10 protein-coding genes and 2 tRNA genes are annotated in these 17,265 nt (G+C 51.9%); 5 read left to right on the plus strand and 7 right to left on the minus strand.

Going from position 1 to position 17,265, the window contains the following annotated elements; all coding sequences use genetic code 11:
- Positions 1-131: 131 nt before the first annotated feature.
- The 7 genes from E7746_RS13390 to E7746_RS13420 all read right to left on the minus strand — a co-directional run bounded on the left by E7746_RS13390 (position 132) and on the right by E7746_RS13420 (position 7,137).
- Entirely contained in the window at positions 132-2,204 is a 2,073-nt protein-coding gene (locus E7746_RS13390) for a SurA N-terminal domain-containing protein (RefSeq protein WP_136411129.1), read from the minus strand.
- Positions 2,205-2,356: 152 nt separating this feature from the next.
- Positions 2,357-3,643 (minus strand): methionine adenosyltransferase, encoded by a 1,287-nt coding sequence (metK, locus tag E7746_RS13395; RefSeq protein WP_123394935.1) that lies wholly within the window; start codon positions 3,641-3,643, stop codon positions 2,357-2,359.
- Between the two features lie 343 nt (positions 3,644-3,986).
- Complete coding sequence (locus E7746_RS13400; RefSeq protein ID WP_123394936.1) at positions 3,987-4,541, minus strand: HDIG domain-containing metalloprotein; 555 nt, start codon at positions 4,539-4,541, stop codon at positions 3,987-3,989.
- A gap of 85 nt (positions 4,542-4,626) precedes the next feature.
- A complete protein-coding gene (locus E7746_RS13405; protein WP_123394937.1) occupies positions 4,627-5,649 on the minus strand; it encodes a branched-chain amino acid aminotransferase in 1,023 nt (340 codons plus the stop codon).
- A gap of 116 nt (positions 5,650-5,765) precedes the next feature.
- Complete coding sequence (locus E7746_RS13410) at positions 5,766-6,749, minus strand: hypothetical protein (protein WP_136411130.1); 984 nt, start codon at positions 6,747-6,749, stop codon at positions 5,766-5,768.
- 194 nt (positions 6,750-6,943) lie between these two features.
- A tRNA-Val gene (locus E7746_RS13415) sits at positions 6,944-7,018 on the minus strand.
- A 44-nt stretch (positions 7,019-7,062) separates the two neighbouring features.
- Positions 7,063-7,137 (minus strand) — tRNA-Val (locus tag E7746_RS13420).
- A gap of 135 nt (positions 7,138-7,272) precedes the next feature.
- Here E7746_RS13420 and purB point away from each other — a divergent pair.
- From purB to E7746_RS13445, 5 genes are all read left to right on the plus strand, one after another.
- Complete coding sequence (purB, locus tag E7746_RS13425; RefSeq protein WP_136411131.1) at positions 7,273-8,616, plus strand: adenylosuccinate lyase; 1,344 nt, start codon at positions 7,273-7,275, stop codon at positions 8,614-8,616.
- Between the two features lie 493 nt (positions 8,617-9,109).
- Positions 9,110-10,663, plus strand: coding sequence for a pseudouridine synthase (locus E7746_RS13430; RefSeq protein ID WP_136411132.1), 1,554 nt, complete (start codon positions 9,110-9,112; stop codon positions 10,661-10,663).
- 30 nt (positions 10,664-10,693) lie between these two features.
- On the plus strand, positions 10,694-12,082 hold the full coding sequence (gene asnS, locus E7746_RS13435; RefSeq protein WP_136411133.1) for an asparagine--tRNA ligase: 1,389 nt from the start codon (positions 10,694-10,696) through the stop codon (positions 12,080-12,082).
- Between the two features lie 478 nt (positions 12,083-12,560).
- A complete protein-coding gene (locus E7746_RS13440; protein ID WP_136411134.1) occupies positions 12,561-15,638 on the plus strand; it encodes a SusC/RagA family TonB-linked outer membrane protein in 3,078 nt (1,025 codons plus the stop codon).
- A gap of 22 nt (positions 15,639-15,660) precedes the next feature.
- Positions 15,661-17,250, plus strand: coding sequence for a RagB/SusD family nutrient uptake outer membrane protein (locus E7746_RS13445; protein WP_136411135.1), 1,590 nt, complete (start codon positions 15,661-15,663; stop codon positions 17,248-17,250).
- The last annotated feature ends 15 nt before the right edge of the window (positions 17,251-17,265 follow it).

Raw genomic sequence — 17,265 nt, forward strand, 5'->3', positions numbered from 1 at the left:
AAGCGACATAAAACGTTGTGATGCGGGATATTGTTAAATAACCTGCCACAAAACATAAAAATAGGGCCGCCGAATCGTAATGATTCATCGGCGGCCCGAAAAAGGTGGGAATAATATATCAGATTATCCTATTATTCAGTGTAGAACTTGAGGGTGTTGTTCTCGACGGGGTTATTGTTCATCAAGATGCCGATTACGTTGCCAAGCACGGCCTGTGCGCCGAGCTGCTGGCTGTAGCGGGCTGCATTCTCCTCGTAGCTGTAGGGGCGTGATTCGTTGTCAACACCGTAAACCTGGTAAACGTACACACCGTTGGTGCCCTTTACGGGACCTACGACAGCACCTTCCTTGCTGACGGGAACCTGACCGAGAAGCTCCGACTCGGTAACACCGATGCCGGGGATGAACATCTGACCGAATGTAACATCGGTAGAGTCAACCGAAGAGTTCATGAGAGCTGCATAGCCGGCAACATCGTTGGCCTTGCCTGCATACTCGGCAATGAGTCCGGCAGCCTTCTTGTTGTTACGTGCGCGCTCGGCGAGAGCAAGACGGATGTCCTCGTCGTCGGCAGGCAGATAACCGGGCTTGATGATGTCGTTAAGTGCGACAACGATGAGCTTGTCGTTCTGTCCGTCCTCGAGGATGGGAGAAATCTGTCCTTCCTTTGCATCCATAACCCACTTCACAGCGTTGCGGGTGTAGGGTACATTGCCAAGCATCGAGCTGTTGGCGGTGACCATTGCGGGCTGGAGGGTGTAGCCTGCCGAGAGAGCTCTTGTTACAGTGAGTGAATCGGCGCTGGTTACTCCGGCCATGAAGTTTTCAAGATCGGAGTTGAGCTTTGCGATTGTTTCGTCGGAGGGATATACCTTATAAGTTACGGTTGCGAAATCGTAGATGTTGACGGGAGCGCGCTTGGTGTTCACGCGGATGATGCGGGCGTCGGTTCCCATCGAATCGGCAATGAAGTAGTTGCTACCTGCGCTGAGGAGGCGATCCTTAACCTCGTTGTCGGGAGCTGAAGCGAGAGTCTGCCAGATATCGGCCTGTCCGCCTGCCACGCCGGGACGCTTGAGGGCTTCCTCGAAGGCGAGGCCCGAGTTGAGGGCATCAAGAAGTGAGTCGCGTGATGCGGCGTCGCCCTGGAATGCGATTACATCGACATTGATTGAGTCAACGGCGTTCTTTGAACCGATGAGCTTAACGATTGTAAACTCGTCGTTGATGAACGACAGCATCTTTACATCGCCGGGAGCCGCAGTGGTTACGAACTCACGGAGCTGCGGGTTGGTGATTGACGATGCGGCAGCCGAGTTGCGGTCAACGCCGAAGTTGGAGTCACCGTTAACTGCGTCAACGGCGGGAGTTGCGCTAAGGCGTGAGATTGTGGTGTCGACGAGCACTCGGCCCTGATTGATGTCGGCCTGTGAAGGAGCGATGTTTACAGCGATGAAGTGAGCGCGACGGGTTTCGTCGTTCACCTTGAAGCTGTTTTTCTCCTTGTTGTATTCGTCGCGGATGTCGGCGCTTGTCACCTCATACTGGTCGTTGGGGACATCGGCATAGTTCTTGTGAGCGTAGATTATGTGGCTTGTCGAAGCGTTGCTGTCGTAGAATGCTTTTGCGTCGAGGTCGTTGGCAACGATTGACGAGGCAAGAAGATACTGCAACTTCTGCTGCTTGAGCATTTCGGCCATCTGCTGTTCCTGACGGAGCCAAAGAGCCTGAATCTGCTGGGCCTGATCGGCGGGAACATTGTATTTAGTGGGGTTGAACGCTACATCGTAGAGCTGGTCGGGCGACTGGAAGCCCATCTGCTGTGCAAACTGGATCATTGCATAGTGGGCGTTGGGGCCGAGCATGGCTTTCGACAGCTCATTGTCGGTTACCTCGATTCCAAGGTCTTCGATTTCCTTGTTGATCAGTCGCTCCTGAATCATCTGGTTGAGGACATATTGCTGCAGAGCGGCAGGGTCCATCTTTGTGTTCTGCTGCTGGTACTGCTGGTTAACTTCCTCGTAGCGGCGCTGAAATTCCTGAATGTCGATTTTTTCTTTACCTACCTTTGCGATAGTGGTGCCGGTGCCGAACAGGGTGCGTCCCGAAGTGAAGAAGTCACCGATGATGAACGCGAGCAAAGCAGCTCCGACGACGATGAGTAGCAGTGTTGATTTACTGCGGATTTTTTCAAGTGTTGCCATTTATTGTTTTACGTTATTTTAATTTTTCAATGATAATGACTGAGCGATTTTACGCCCCGGCTCTCGCCGAATAGGGTAAAATCGCACAAAGATACTAAAATAATTCAATAGCATCGTCACTAAGTCAACATTTTATGCAATGTCGAGGATGATTATAGGCCAAATTCGTTGCGTATTGCGTCAACAGCATCGAGTTTTTCCCATGTGAAGAGCTCTACCTCTATGGTTTTGGTGGGTTCATACTTTGAAATGAACGTTTTGGTCACGGTGCGGGGTTCGCGTCCCATGTGGCCGAACGAGGCGGTTTCCTGATAGATGGGGTTGCGTAGTTTCAAGCGCTTTTCGATGGCGTGGGGACGCATGTCAAACAGCTTGGACACGTGCTGCGATATCTCGGCGTCGGTCATGTCGACATTGGCTGTTCCGCGGGTGTTGACATAGAGGCTTACAGGCTGTGCCACACCGATGGCATAGGCAACCTGGACGAGAGCTTCGCGAGCCACGCCGGCGGCAACGAGATTCTTGGCGATGTGACGGGCCGCATAGGCTGCCGAACGGTCGACCTTGGAGGGGTCCTTACCCGAGAAGGCACCGCCGCCGTGGGCTCCGCGTCCGCCGTAGGTGTCGACGATTATCTTGCGTCCGGTGAGTCCGGTGTCGCCGTGGGGACCTCCGATTACGAATTTGCCGGTGGGGTTGACATGGAGTATCAGCTTGTCGTCGAAAAGAGCCTTGACGCTGTCGGGAAGCTTGGCCTTCACGCGGGGGAGAAGGATGTCGCGGACATCGGTGCGTATCTTCTCGAGCATCATTTCATCGGCTTTTTCCTGCGACTCGGCATCTTCGGCCGGGATGAACTCGTCGTGCTGTGTCGAGATGACGATAGTGTGTATGCGCACCGGAGTGCCGTCGGGCGAGTATTCGATTGTCACCTGGCTCTTTGAGTCGGGACGGAGGTAGGGCATCAGCTCGCCTTCGCGGCGTATTGCCGAGAGCTCGCGCAGCAGTGCGTGACTGAGGTCGAGCGACAAGGGCATATAGTTGGGGGTTTCGTTGCAGGCGTAACCGAACATCATGCCTTGGTCGCCGGCTCCCTGTTCCTGCTCGTCGGCACGTTCCACACCTCGGTTGATGTCGGCGCTCTGCTCGTGGAGGGCCGAGAATACTCCGCAAGCGTTGCCGTCAAACTTCAGCTCGCTGCGGTCGTAGCCTATTTCGTTAATCACTCGTCGAGTCACATCCATCAGGTCGATGTAGGCTTTGCTCTTGACTTCGCCGGCAACGACTACCTGTCCGGTGGTGACAAGAGTTTCGCAGGCCACCTTTGAGTCGGGGTCATGAGCGAGAAATTCGTCGAGTATTGCGTCGGAGATTTGGTCGGCGACTTTGTCGGGGTGTCCTTCCGACACCGATTCCGAAGTGAAAAGATAATTGGTCATAGCTTAGTATTGCAGTTTAATTTGGTTCAAAAATAAAAATCCCCGTATCGACCTTGGTCGGGACGGAGTAAAAAACACTAAGCCGTTTTTATGATTTTAGAGCATTTTGCGGTTTTAGCATTTTTTACGGTGGTTGCAAGCAGCCAAATTTTTCCACCCGAATAAGGTTGTCACTAAAGGACGGTGCAAAGATAATACATTTTGTTGATATAATTGCAATGTATTGCATCAATTAACAATTGGCTGAACGTATTTGCTCAGATTCCGTTCCACAATATTTATTGTCGAACCGGCTCTTAAACTGCATCCCCAAAAGTTGGGCGTAAAACTTTTGGGGCGCAGGTCAGGCTTCGGTGTCGGGGATTGCAAACATTTCATGGAGCCGGTCGAATCGCGACAGGGAGTCGCTTCCATGACGCGCGATGGAGTTGCGCACGCGCGACAGCGGCTTCTTGGCCATGCTGCCGCTCTTGGAGTAGAACTTGTCGGCGTAGCAAATCAGCTTCTCGAGCATCGACTCGGGGCAGTAGTCGCCGAGGGGCAGGTCGAGTTGTTGCTGCAGGATGTCCTCCATTGTTATGCCTGTTCCGGTGTGACGCTCGGCAACAAGCGCCCATGACTCGGGAGCTCCTTCGTCGCGAAGTAGCCGGGCGCCGATCACGCCGTGACGCATATAGTGGGCGTCGCCATGGCAGTGTATGCCGGGAGCGTTGGTGGCGAAGATGCCTATGTCGTGCAACATTGCCGCGCTCTCCACTTCCACGGGGTCGAGGTTGAGGCTGCGCTCGCGGTTTATGGCGAGTGCGAGGTCGGCCACCTGGCGAGCGTGCTTCATATATATATGTCGCAGCTCGTTGTCGTCGGGGTAGTATTTGTCGATTATTTCCTGATAGGTCATTGCTGTGATTAAAAAGCCGAAAGACGCTCACCCGTGATCGGGAAGCGCCTTTCGGGTATGATGTTTCGATTGTGAGTCGTCGGGATTAGTCGATGACGGTGTTCCATCCGTGGATGTCCTCTTCCTCGCCGAGCTGTATTGCGCGCAGCTTGTTGTAGAGGGCTGTCACTACGGGGCCGGGCTGGCCGTCCTTGCTGACTACATATTTCACGCCGGTGTCGAGGTCGTCGATTTCGGCGACGGGCGAAGCCACGGCTGCTGTTCCGCAGGCTGCCGCCTCCTGGATTTCGGCAAGCTCCTCAAGTGGGATGTGGCGTCGTTCAACGGTAATGCCCATGTCCTCGGCAAGCTGCATGAGGCTCTTGTTGGTTATCGAGGGCAGAATCGATTCCGATGCGGGAGTTATATATTTGCCGTCCTTTATCGCGAAGAAGTTGGCGGGGCCGCATTCGTCGAGATATTTCTTCTCCTTGGGGTCGAGATAGAGCACGGCCGAGTAGCCGAGAGAGTGGGCGCGTTCGCCGGCTTCGAGGCTTGCGGCATAGTTTCCTCCGACTTTCCAGCGTCCTGTGCCTTTGGGGGCTACGCGGTCAAACTCGCGCATGATACATATATTGGTGGGCTTGAATCCCTCCTTGAAGTAGGGGCCCACGGGGGTTACGAGTATAAGGAAGAGGTATTCGGTGGCGGGCTTTACGCCTACTTGTGCCGAAATGCCTATCTCAAGCGGACGGATGTAGAGCGATGCTCCGCTTCCGTAGGGTGGCACGAAGCGCTCGTTGAGCTTCACTACTTTCTTTACCATTTCGGTGAAGAGCTCTACGGGGACGGGAGCCATCATGATTCCTTTGGCCGACTCGATTATGCGCTTGGCGTTCTCCTCAAGACGGAATATGCGCACTTTGCCGTCCTTACCACGGAAGGCCTTCAGACCTTCAAATATCTCTTGTCCATAATGCAATGCGGTGGCGGCAATGTGGAGATTGATTGTTTCGGATTGTGAAACTTCGATATCGCCCCATTTGCCGTCGCGATAGTAGCAACGTACGTTGTAATCGGTGGGGATGTAGCCGAAAGAGAGCTTTCCCCAATCTAATTCCTCGGTCATAGTTGAATTTATTTTGTCAATGCGCGAAATTAGTTATAATTATTTAATTCCGCATCCCAAAACCGATAAAATTTTAATCGGAGTGGGTTTAATCGGGCTTGTATTGCGTGAGCGGTCTATCGCGACGCTGTGATGTGGGTCACCGATTCGGGCAATTTCCGCTTGGGAATATTGTAGGTGGGCTTGAGGTAGAGCTTCAGGTCGATGAAGTCGATGAGCACATCCTGAGTGAAGAGGTTGAAGGGGTTCATTGCAAAGTCTTCCTCGTCGTTGTCGTAGTAGTAGGCTGTGTATGAGCCGCCTCGATCGCCGCACGACAATATGGCCGAATGGTCGACTATAGCGGGGAATTGTCCGCGTGCCGAAACCACAGTGTCGGCGTATAGCGGCCTCAATGTGCGCCTTGCTTCGCGATAGGGGAGCTTTATGCCCACTCGCTGCAGGCCGGTGTCGATGAAGTATTCGTCCTCGTCCGATTCAATTGATATGGGTATGTAGTATCTTTTGCCGAGCCAAATGCTTGTCCTCAATGCTTTTGAATAGCTTAAATCGACGCATTGGACATAGCCCGCAGGTAGTTTTACATATAGGTTGAGGGCTTTATTGTGATATTGATACTCAATCTTGAACTTCTGCAGGAAGTCTATACCGAGAACCGATAATCCGTTCTTTGAAGGTGCGAAATCCACGTTGTGTATTACGTTTATTATCTCATTATAGATCGTGGAGTCGTTTTCGTAGACCTTGTGGTGGAATGGTAGATCGATTTTATAGCGTGTTGCCGACAGCTGGATGTCGCCCATGCCGTCACGGCCCAATACGGGGTATATCTCTTTGCGCGGATGGTAGCCCATCTTTTCCAGGGTGGCGAGGGCCTCGGCGGTTATTGTGCTGAGGTCGCTTCCGGTGTCGATTTTGAACATCAGTCCCGGGGCTATCTCGGCCACGAATGGCGAGCCGCTAAGCGACATGGTGCCAACGATTCCGTCGGGGTTGTCGGAGCTGATGTCATTTTGTGATGTACGCGACAAGACAAACCCATAGCACAGGATGGCGCAAAGCAATACGACGATTAATGTTATTGTAGTTTTTGATTTCATTCTGATAGTAAGCACCCTTGTTATGCGGGGCGGCGCTTTCGGTGTGCAAATATAGGTCGAATAGCTTCAAAGAAAGTAAATGCGGCGCGGGAATTTAACTTTATTGTGACATTTATCGCAAATGTGTTATATAGATGTCGCAAATCGGTGACAAAAAGAAAGTCCCCGGCAAAAACTTGCCGAGGACTTGGGAGTGGGCGCTGAGGGATTCGAACCCCCGACCCTCTGCTTGTAAGGCAGATGCTCTGAACCAGCTGAGCTAAGCGCCCGAAAATTTTTCGGGAACTTCAACGAAGAATGGGGTTTAATATTGTGGGCGCTGAGGGATTCGAACCCCCGACCCTCTGCTTGTAAGGCAGATGCTCTGAACCAGCTGAGCTAAGCGCCCTTTCTTCGTTAAAGCGATGCAAAGTTACAACGATTTTCTGAATTGGCAAATAAAAACGGCATAAAAATCACTCAAAAAATCAAATTTATTGCGTAACTTTGTGCCTATCAATCATTATACATATATTATTTTGATATGCAACTGACTCAACTTACAGCTATTTCGCCCATTGACGGCCGTTATCGCGGCAAATGCGAGCGTCTTGACGAGTATTTTTCGGAGTTTGCGCTCATTCGTTATCGAGTGCGTGTGGAAATCGAGTATTTCATCGCCTTGTGCGAAATCCCCTTGCCTCAGCTCGCGGCTGTCAATCCGGAGATATTCCCCGAGCTGCGCAGCATATATAAAAACTTCACTTTGGCCGATGCCGAGCGCATCAAGTCGATAGAATCGGTGACCAACCACGATGTCAAGGCTGTTGAATACTTCCTTAAGGAGCGTTGGGACGCTCTTGGGCTGGAGAGCTTCAAGGAGTTCATCCATTTCGGCCTCACCTCGCAGGACATCAACAACACTTCGGTGCCCCTGTCGATCAAGGAGGCTCTTGAGCATGTGTATCGTCCGCTTCTTATGGAGCTTGTGGAGCATCTTGAGGCCCGCGCCGAAGAGTGGAAGGATCTGCCCATGCTCGCCAAGACTCACGGCCAGCCGGCTTCGCCCACTCGTCTTGGCAAGGAGATAAAGGTGTTCAGCTATCGTCTGCGCCGTCAGATAGCGCTGCTCGACGCTGTTCCCGTGAGCGGAAAGTTTGGTGGCGCCACCGGAAATTTCAACGCGCATCTCACTGCCTATCCTTCGATTGACTGGCGTGACTTTGCCGCACGTTTCCTCAACGACCGCTTAGGCATAGAGCGTGAGGAGTACACAACCCAGATTTCCAACTACGACAACATGGCTGCCATTTTCGACGCCCTGCGCCGCATCAACACTATCATCCTCGACCTTGACAAGGACATGTGGCAGTACATATCAATGGAATATTTCAAGCAGAAGATAAAGGCAGGCGAGGTAGGTTCGTCGGCAATGCCCCATAAGGTCAACCCCATCGACTTTGAGAACTCCGAGGGTAATCTCGGCATAGCCAATGCGGTGCTTGACCACCTGGCAATGAAGCTGCCTATATCGCGTCTGCAGCGTGACCTCACCGACTCAACCGTACTGCGCAATATAGGTGTGCCTCTGGGTCACATGATGATTGCCCTCAGCTCTACGCTTAAGGGACTCAACAAGCTGCTCCTCAATGAAGCCGCTATAGCCCGCGACCTCGACAACATGTGGAATGTGGTAGCCGAGGGAATCCAGACGATACTCCGTCGCGAAGGTTATCCGAAGCCCTACGAAACCTTGAAGGAGCTTACCCGCGTCAACACCACGGTTACTGCCGAGAGCATCGCATCGTTTATCGACACGCTCAATGTGAACGACGCGGTCAAGGAGGAGCTTAAGCATCTTTCGCCCCACTCCTACACAGGATATTGATAACATCGCAACCCCTCGGCCCGGTCGCAATTGCCCCGCCGACAGGTTGTAAATACTACTGATTTACGCCGCCCCGTCAGGTAAACTCCTGACGGGGCGGTCGTTTGTTTATCTTATGAGGGATAAATATTCGGGCGTGGCAATGATTAAAAAAGGTTAAAAATGCTTCGTGGGTATGATTTCACAGTGCTTTTTGATTCAATTAACGTTATGTAAATGTTGGCGCAGTCAAATAAAAAAATTAATTTTGCACAACTTAATGCACTATGACACGCAGTCGCGGGTCCTATTGCACGAGAAAAGTGTGAGGGCGTAATAATAGTAGTGACTGATTTACGATTCCAAAATGCTTATAATGAATGAGTCAACAATTTTATTAACATTTTATTAATAACAATTATCCGGTTTGTCCGGGAAATCAAACAAAACAACTAAAACGACGCCGCGAGGCAGACAACAAGCATTACTCAACCAATTTAAAAGTGACTGAATTATGGACAGTGAAGAAAAGAAACCCAAACGACCGAGAATCGGCGAAAATCGCATCGCAGCATCATCGGACGGAGATGCACAACATTACGGTAAAGTAAACTATGACCAACCGAGCGACTATCAGTCGTCGGGCGAGCATACTCAGGGAGATTACCAGCGAGAACGCAACTATCAACCCCGTCCCTACAACAACAATCGTCAGCAGGGTGGTTACGGCAACAATCGTTACAACCAGGGCGGATACCGTCAGGGCAACAACTATAACAACCGATACAATCAGGGAGGTTATCAGCCTCGTCAACAATATCAATCGCCTGCGGCATCGGAGGGCGCCGAAAGCACTACACCCGCCGAAGGCACTTCGATGAGCGAAGGTTACACTCCTTCGACTCAGCAGGAGGGCGGTTACAACAACTATCGTCAGCAGGGCGGTTACAATAACAATCGTCAGGGCGGCTATAACAACAATCGTCAGGGCGGTTACAACAACAATCGTCAGGGTGGTTACAACAACAACCGTCAGGGTGGCTACAACAATAATCGTCAGGGCGGTTACAACAACAATCGCCAGGGCGGCTACAACAACCGCCAGGGTGGTTACAACAACAACCGTCAGCAGGGTGGCTACAACAACAATCGCCAGCAGGGCGGCTATAACAACCGTCAGCAGGGTGGTTACAACAACAATCGCCAGCAGGGTCCCAACCGTCAGGGCGGTTACAACAACCGTCGTCAGCAGGGTCCCAACCGCCAGGGATTCAACGCACCCCGTCAGGGCAAGAGCTTCACTCCGCGTCCAAAGCGCATAGAGTACGAAATGCCGATACCCGATCCCAACGAACAGATTCGTCTTAACAAGTTCATGGCCAATGCCGGAATATGCTCACGCCGCGAAGCCGACGAATTTATCCAGCAGGGTCTTGTAAAGGTGAACGGAGAGGTAGTAACCGAACTCGGAACCAAGATTTCGCACAGCGATGTCGTTGAATATGATGAAAAGGTGGTGACACTGGAGAGCAAGTGCTACATCCTGCTCAACAAACCCAAGGATTGCGTGACCACAAGCGACGACCCCAACGGCCGCACAACAGTGATGGACCTCGTAAAGGGTGCTTGCAACGAGCGCATCTATCCCGTAGGTCGTCTTGACCGCAACACTACCGGTGTGCTTCTTCTCACCAACGACGGCGACCTCGCCTCGAAGCTCACACATCCCAAGTATGTGAAGAAGAAAATCTATCACGTGTGGACCGACAAGGACATCTCGGAAGATGACATGCAGGCAATCGCCGACGGAATCGAGCTTGAGGACGGCCCCATCCATGCCGACGCAATAAGCTATGCCACCGAGAACGACCGCAATCAGGCCGGTATCGAGATTCACTCGGGACGCAACCGCATCGTGCGCCGCATCTTCGAGAGCCTCGGCTATCACGTGACCAAGCTTGACCGTGTTTACTTTGCCGGACTCACCAAGAAGAATCTTCCCCGCGGTCGCTGGCGTTACCTCACCCAGGAGGAGGTCAACTTCCTCAAGATGGGATCATTTGAATAATCTACATTATTATATATAATATAGCTTGCAATGAAACGTACAAAGATAATTGACCTGTTTCGACCCGAACTGATAGGTCAGGAAGTGTGTGTCATGGGTTGGGTGCGCACCCGCCGAGGCAACAAGCATGTTCAGTTTGTGGCGTTGAACGACGGTTCGACAGTCAAGAACGTGCAGATAGTCTTCGACATGTCGCAGTTTACCGATGAGCAGCTCAAGCCCATCACCACAGGGTCGTCGATCAAGGTCGACGGTGTGCTGGTCGAGTCGATGGGCAAGGGACAATCGGTCGAGATTCAGGCTCGTGAGCTTGAGGTGTTCGGCACCGCCGACCCCGAGGCTTACCCGCTGCAGAAGAAGGGCCACACATTGGAGTTCCTGCGTGAAAAGGCGCATCTGCGTCCGCGCACCAACACCTTCGGCGCCATCCTGCGAGTGCGCAGTGCATTGGCATTTGCCATCCACAAGTTCTTCCAGGAAAAGGGATTCTTCTATCTCAACACTCCGCTCATCACGGCGAGTGACTGCGAGGGTGCCGGCGCTATGTTCCAGGTGACCACGCTCAATCTCAACAACCTCCCCAAAACCGAGGAGGGACAGGTTGACTACTCGCTCGACTTCTTCGGAAAGCCCACCGCACTTACCGTGTCGGGACAGCTTGAGGGTGAGCTTGGAGCCACCGCCCTTGGTGCCATATACACCTTCGGCCCCACATTCCGTGCCGAAAACTCCAACACTCCGCGTCACTTGTCGGAATTCTGGATGATCGAGCCTGAAATGGCGTTCTACGACATCACTGACAATATGGACCTTGCCGAGGAGTTTATCAAATACTGTATCAGCTATGCTCTTGAGCATTCGCTCGACGACATCCAATTCCTGGCCGAGCACTACGACCCCGAGCTTGTAGAGCGTCTGCGCTTCGTGCTCGACAACGAGTTTGTGCGCCTCTCCTATTCCGAAGGTGTTAAGATTCTTGAGGAGTCGGGTCACAAGTTTGAGTTCCCCGTATATTGGGGCGCCGACCTTCAGAGCGAGCATGAGCGTTATCTCGTCGAGGAGCATTTCAAGCGTCCGGTGATACTTACCGACTATCCCAAGGAGATAAAGGCCTTCTACATGAAGCTCAACGACGACGGAAAGACCGTAAGGGCCATGGATGTCCTCTTCCCGAAGATCGGAGAGATTATCGGCGGCTCGGAGCGTGAGGAGAACTACGACAAGCTTCTCGGACGCATCGAGGAGCTCGACATCCCCATGAAGGACATGTGGTGGTATCTTGACACCCGTCGTTTCGGCACCGTTCCTCATGCAGGATTCGGACTCGGATTTGAGCGTCTTGTGCTCTTCGTGACCGGTATGACCAACATTCGTGACGTCATTCCCTTCCCGCGTACACCCAACAACGCCGAGTTCTAAAACGAGGCTTGGTTTTGACATGATATCGCCGGTGCGGATTCAATTTCGCACCGGCTTTTTTTGCGGCATTCGCAATGCTTTGTCCGAAGCGTCGGGCTAAGACAAAAAACGGCGTTAAATGTTGTGTTAAATAAGCTAAATTATGTTAATTTTATGCTTATTTTATATGCTTTTACATTAGATATTACTTATTCTGCGTATTTTTGCAGCGATTCTTATAGCGATAATTGTTCAAATTGAAGCACGACTTCAAATAGGTAATACTAAAGATAGAAAATCAGCTATTTTATGTATTGATTTTAATAGCGGCTTGCCGATGCTACCTTGTTTTTTGTGCATTGGTGTGTGGGACTCCTGTCTACTTTATGTATGTTTGCCGGTTGATTGTGCCCAATGAGCGATTTAAAGAAATTGAGATAAATAAATTTAATTAATGTAAAACTAAACAAACTCTTGCATGAAGAACATTTGTTTTCAAATGACTCGGAAGGCCTGGATTGTCGCCGTGATGGTCCTGTGTTTCTCCTTCCCGGCTCTGGCACAGACGATTACAGTAACGGGTACTGTGACCGACGCTACCGGAGAACCTCTTATCGGAGCCAGTGTGATAGCTAAAGGTACCTCAGTGGGCGCTGCTACCGACTTCGACGGTAACTATTCCCTTTCGGTCGACCCTAAAGCCACGTTGATTGTGTCGTATGTCGGCTATGATACACAAGAAATACCTGTTGACGGTCGCACCAACATCAATGTTGTCCTCAAGGAGAACTCGGTGATGCTTAACGAAGTTGTGGCCATCGGTTACGGTAGCGTTAAGAAGAGCGATGCCACAGGAGCAGTTTCGGCCATCAAGCCCAGTGAGGTTCAGGCCGGTCTTGCAACATCGGCTCAGGACCTTCTCGTAGGCCGCAGCCCCGGTGTTGTCGTTACCACCAACGGTGGTCAGCCTGAAGGCGGTGCAAGCATCCAGATTCGTGGTGGTGCATCACTCAGCGCAAGCAACGAGCCGTTGATTGTTATCGACGGCGTGCCCATGGACACCAAGGGCACATTGGGTTCTTCCAACCCAATGTCACTCGTAAACCCCGAGAACATCGAGTCAATGACAATTCTTAAGGATGCCTCGGCAACTGCCATCTTCGGTAGCCGTGCATCTAACGGTGTGATCATCATCACCACCAAGAAGGGATCGTCGGGCGCTCCCGTCGTGAACTTTGCTGCCAATATGTACATCAACACTCCGCGCAACTATGTCGACATGATGAATGCTTCGGAGTTCAGCTCATTTATCCTCACCCGTTACGGTGAAGGCTCAAGCCAGGTTAACGCCCTCGGCGATGCAAACACCAACTGGCAGAAGGAAGTGCTCCGCACTACAGTGTCGAGCGACTACAACCTGAGCGTAGGCGGTACTTATAAGGTGCTTCCTTATCGTGTGTCGGTAAGCTACACCAACAACAACGGTATCGTGAATACCACCAAGATGGACCGTGCTACAGTGGGTATCAACCTTTCGCCCAAGTTCTTCGACGGCCTCCTTTCAGTTAACGCCAACGTGCGCGGCGCTTACATCAACAACCGCTTCTTCGACGGTAGTGCCCTTGGCGCATCGGTAAGCTTCAACCCCACGCTGCCCGTTTATGCTCCCGAAGGCAATGTGTTCAACAACTACACCACCTATGTGGGAACACGTGTTGCCCGTCCCACCGATGCAGGTTCAAGCATCAACACCATCCAGACACTCAACCCCGTGTCATTGATTAACGAATACAACTCTTCATCAAAGGTATATCAGAGCATAGGTAACCTTCAGCTCGACCTAGCAATGCCGTTCCTCCGCGAACTCCACGCCAACCTCAACCTCGGTTACGACTTGAGCCGCTCCAATGTCAACAACATCTGGGCAGCCAACTCTCCTATGTCGTGGAAAAACGGTAGCGACCTGCTCCTCCCCGATCCCGACAATCCTGCGGTTATGAAGATTCAGAATGTAAAGGACGGTGAAGGCCGTTACTTCCACGAACACCAGGTGAAGGCCAACCTCCTTCTCGACTTCTACCTCAACTACAAGAAGGATTTCGACGCCATCTCATCCAACCTTGACGCTACTGCAGGTTACTCTTGGCAGTCATTCCGTTGGCAGGGCAACAGCTTCACTCAGGTAAACACCGGTGAGCACAAGGGCTTCCAGGCTTATCCCACCAACTACTACCGCAACGACCTTAAGCTCGTTTCGTTCTTCGGTCGTATCAACTACACATTCATGGACCGCTATCTCGCCACCGTGACATTGCGTCAGGACGGTACTTCACGTTTCTCCAAGAATCATCGCTGGGGTACATTCCCGTCGGTTTCTCTTGCATGGCGTATCATCGACGAAGCTTTCATGGAACCCACACGCAGCGTGCTCAGCGACCTTAAGATCCGTGCCAGCTGGGGTATCACCGGTCAGCAGGATATAGGCGACGACTTCTTCCCCTACATGCCTATCTATACAATAGGTAACAACGGTAACTCGGCGCCCAACACCACTGCCTATCCCAACATCATCCCCGACGGAAAGGGCGGATTCATCAACGTTATCAAGCCTAACGGTTACAACTCCGACATCAAGTGGGAGGAAACAACCACATGGAACTTCGGTATCGACTTCGGATTCCTCAACAACCGCATCGCAGGTAACCTTGAGGTCTACAAGCGTAAGACCAAGGACCTGTTGACCTGGGCCACCGTTCCTGCAGGATCTAACCTGACCAATGCAATGAACACCAACATCGGTGACCTTGAGAACACCGGTATCGAGTTCAACATCAACACCCGTCCTATCGTGACACGTGACTTCACATGGACATCCGACTTCAACATCTCCTGGAACAAGAACAAGATCACCAAGCTTACCGACGGTGACGATCCCGGTTACTTCATCGCTACCGGTGGCATATCGGCCGGTACAGGTACCAACATCCAGGCCCACATGGTGGGACACCCCGCTTACAGCTTCTACGTTTACCAGCAGGTTTACGATGTTAACGGCGACCCCATCGAAGGTCAGTTTGTCGACCGTAACGGTGACGGCCAGATAACCGAAGCCGACAAGTACATCTATCACAGCCGCGACCCGAAGGTGGTGTTCACTTGGAACAACACGTTCAATTATAAGAACTGGGACTTCGGTATGGTACTCCGTGCCAACATCGGCAACTGGGTGTACAACGACTTTGAAGCAGCCAACACCTCTATCTCATCGACCTCATCGGCACCGTTGAGCAACCTCATGAGCAATCGCTTCCTCTTCAACGACCTTGGAGTGCGCGGCGTGCAGAGCGACTACTTCGTGCGCAATGCAAGCTTCCTCCGTTGCGACAACATCACCATTGGTTACACTTGGCCCAACCTGCTCAACGACGCACTTCGTCTGCGCCTCTACGGAGCGGTTCAGAATCCTTTCGTGATTACCAAGTACAACGGTCTTGATCCCGAGGTATTCGGCGGTATCGACAATGCCGTATATCCTCGTCCTGTCACCGTATCATTCGGTATAGTAGCTCAATTCTAATCCATTAAAACGATTATTAAAAATGATTATCAACAAACTTAAATATACAGCTATCGCTTGTGTGGCTTTAGGCATGGGACTCTCTTCGTGTGTCGACGACCTCAACATCGACCCCAAGAACCCGAGTCAGCTCACTACACTTACCAGCGGTGAACAATACTATCAGGTACTGGCCCAGGTTTATGGCGGCCTTGTGCTTTCAGGCGTTAACGGAGGCTCCGACATCACTGTCGACGACGGCGGTGCCGGTGTCTACACCCGTCAGTTGTGGAATCTTCAGGAACTTTGCACCGATGAGGCTTTCGTAGGAAAGAACTGGAACGATGCCGGTCTTGACGAGCTCGACTACGCCACTTGGTCGCCCGACAACCACTGGCTCTATGAGGCAATGTCACGTTTCACATTCCAGATCAACCTTTGCAACGAGTTCCTCCGCATCATCGATGAGGCATCTGTTGTAGCCAACCCCCTTTCAGCCGACGAAATCGCCCTCATGAAGTGTGAGGCCCGCACTCTCCGTGCCCTCTCTTACTATCACATGATGGACCTCTTCGGAAAAGGCCCTTGGGTTACCGAGGAACATGCGATAGGTACCACTCCCGAAACCATGACTCGTGCCGAGATGTTCCCTCTCGTAGTTGCCGATCTTGAGGATGCCATCAAGGGCCTTAAGCCCGCGTCGCAGACCATCTACGGTCGTGTGTCACGCGAAGGTGCCCTGATGCTTCTCGCCAAGCTCTACCTCAATGCCGAGGTCTACACCGGAACTGCAATGTGGCAGCAGTGTGCCACTGCCTGTCAGGAAATCGTAAAGACCATTCCCGACCTTGCTCCTACCTACCGTTACCTCTTCTGCGGTAGCAACGACAAGTATGTAGCTTCACAGTCGGCCGGTGGCCCGATGGAAATTCTTTGGGGTATTCCTCAGGACAACTCCAACACCCAGACCTACGGTGGTACTACCTACCTCGGACTCGGTGCCTATAACGCAAACATCGACAAGAACCTCCAGCAGCGTCTTGGCATCGAAGGTACAGGATGGGGTGGCCCGCGTGTTCGTCCCGAAGTGCCCAATGTCATCAGCGCACGTGACGAGGAGCGTTACCTCTTCTGGACCGAGGGCCTTTCCAACGACCTATCCAATATCGGTGACTGGGAAATGCCCGGTGGCAGCGGCTACATGAGCATGAAGTTCACCTATACCAACGAGAACGACTACTACAACACTTCGGGTGCCATAAAGATGAATACGTTCAATAACGCCGACTTCCCCTTGTTCCGTCTTGCCGATACATTCCTGATGCTCGCCGAGTGTCAGCTTCACGGTGTGTCATGCGACGGTCAGGCCTACTTCGACAAGGTGCGTGACCGTGCCGGAATGGAGTCACTGCCGCTCAACGAGCAGAATCTTCTCGACGAGCGTATGCGTGAGCTTTACTGGGAAGGACATCGCCGCAGCGACCTCATTCGCTTCGGAAAGTTCACCGGCGGTTCCTACCTTTGGAGCTGGAAGGGCGGTATAGAATCGGGACAGTCGATTGCCGCTACCCGCAACCTCTATGCAATTCCTACGCAGTATGTAAATACTCTTGGACAGAATGAAGGATATTGATTTAGTTAACCTTTA

Source organism: Muribaculum gordoncarteri, assembly GCF_004803695.1.
Lineage (GTDB): Bacteria > Bacteroidota > Bacteroidia > Bacteroidales > Muribaculaceae > Muribaculum > Muribaculum gordoncarteri.

Coding starts and splice junctions, on each gene's coding strand:
- E7746_RS13390 (WP_136411129.1), bottom strand. CDS start 2,204: ATGGCAACACTTGAAAAAATCCGCAGTAAATCAACACTGCTACTCATC.
- purB (WP_136411131.1), top strand. CDS start 7,273: ATGCAACTGACTCAACTTACAGCTATTTCGCCCATTGACGGCCGTTAT.
- E7746_RS13405 (WP_123394937.1), bottom strand. CDS start 5,649: ATGACCGAGGAATTAGATTGGGGAAAGCTCTCTTTCGGCTACATCCCC.
- E7746_RS13410 (WP_136411130.1), bottom strand. CDS start 6,749: ATGAAATCAAAAACTACAATAACATTAATCGTCGTATTGCTTTGCGCC.
- asnS (WP_136411133.1), top strand. CDS start 10,694: ATGAAACGTACAAAGATAATTGACCTGTTTCGACCCGAACTGATAGGT.
- E7746_RS13445 (WP_136411135.1), top strand. CDS start 15,661: ATGATTATCAACAAACTTAAATATACAGCTATCGCTTGTGTGGCTTTA.
- metK (WP_123394935.1), bottom strand. CDS start 3,643: ATGACCAATTATCTTTTCACTTCGGAATCGGTGTCGGAAGGACACCCC.
- E7746_RS13430 (WP_136411132.1), top strand. CDS start 9,110: ATGGACAGTGAAGAAAAGAAACCCAAACGACCGAGAATCGGCGAAAAT.
- E7746_RS13400 (WP_123394936.1), bottom strand. CDS start 4,541: ATGACCTATCAGGAAATAATCGACAAATACTACCCCGACGACAACGAG.
- E7746_RS13440 (WP_136411134.1), top strand. CDS start 12,561: ATGACTCGGAAGGCCTGGATTGTCGCCGTGATGGTCCTGTGTTTCTCC.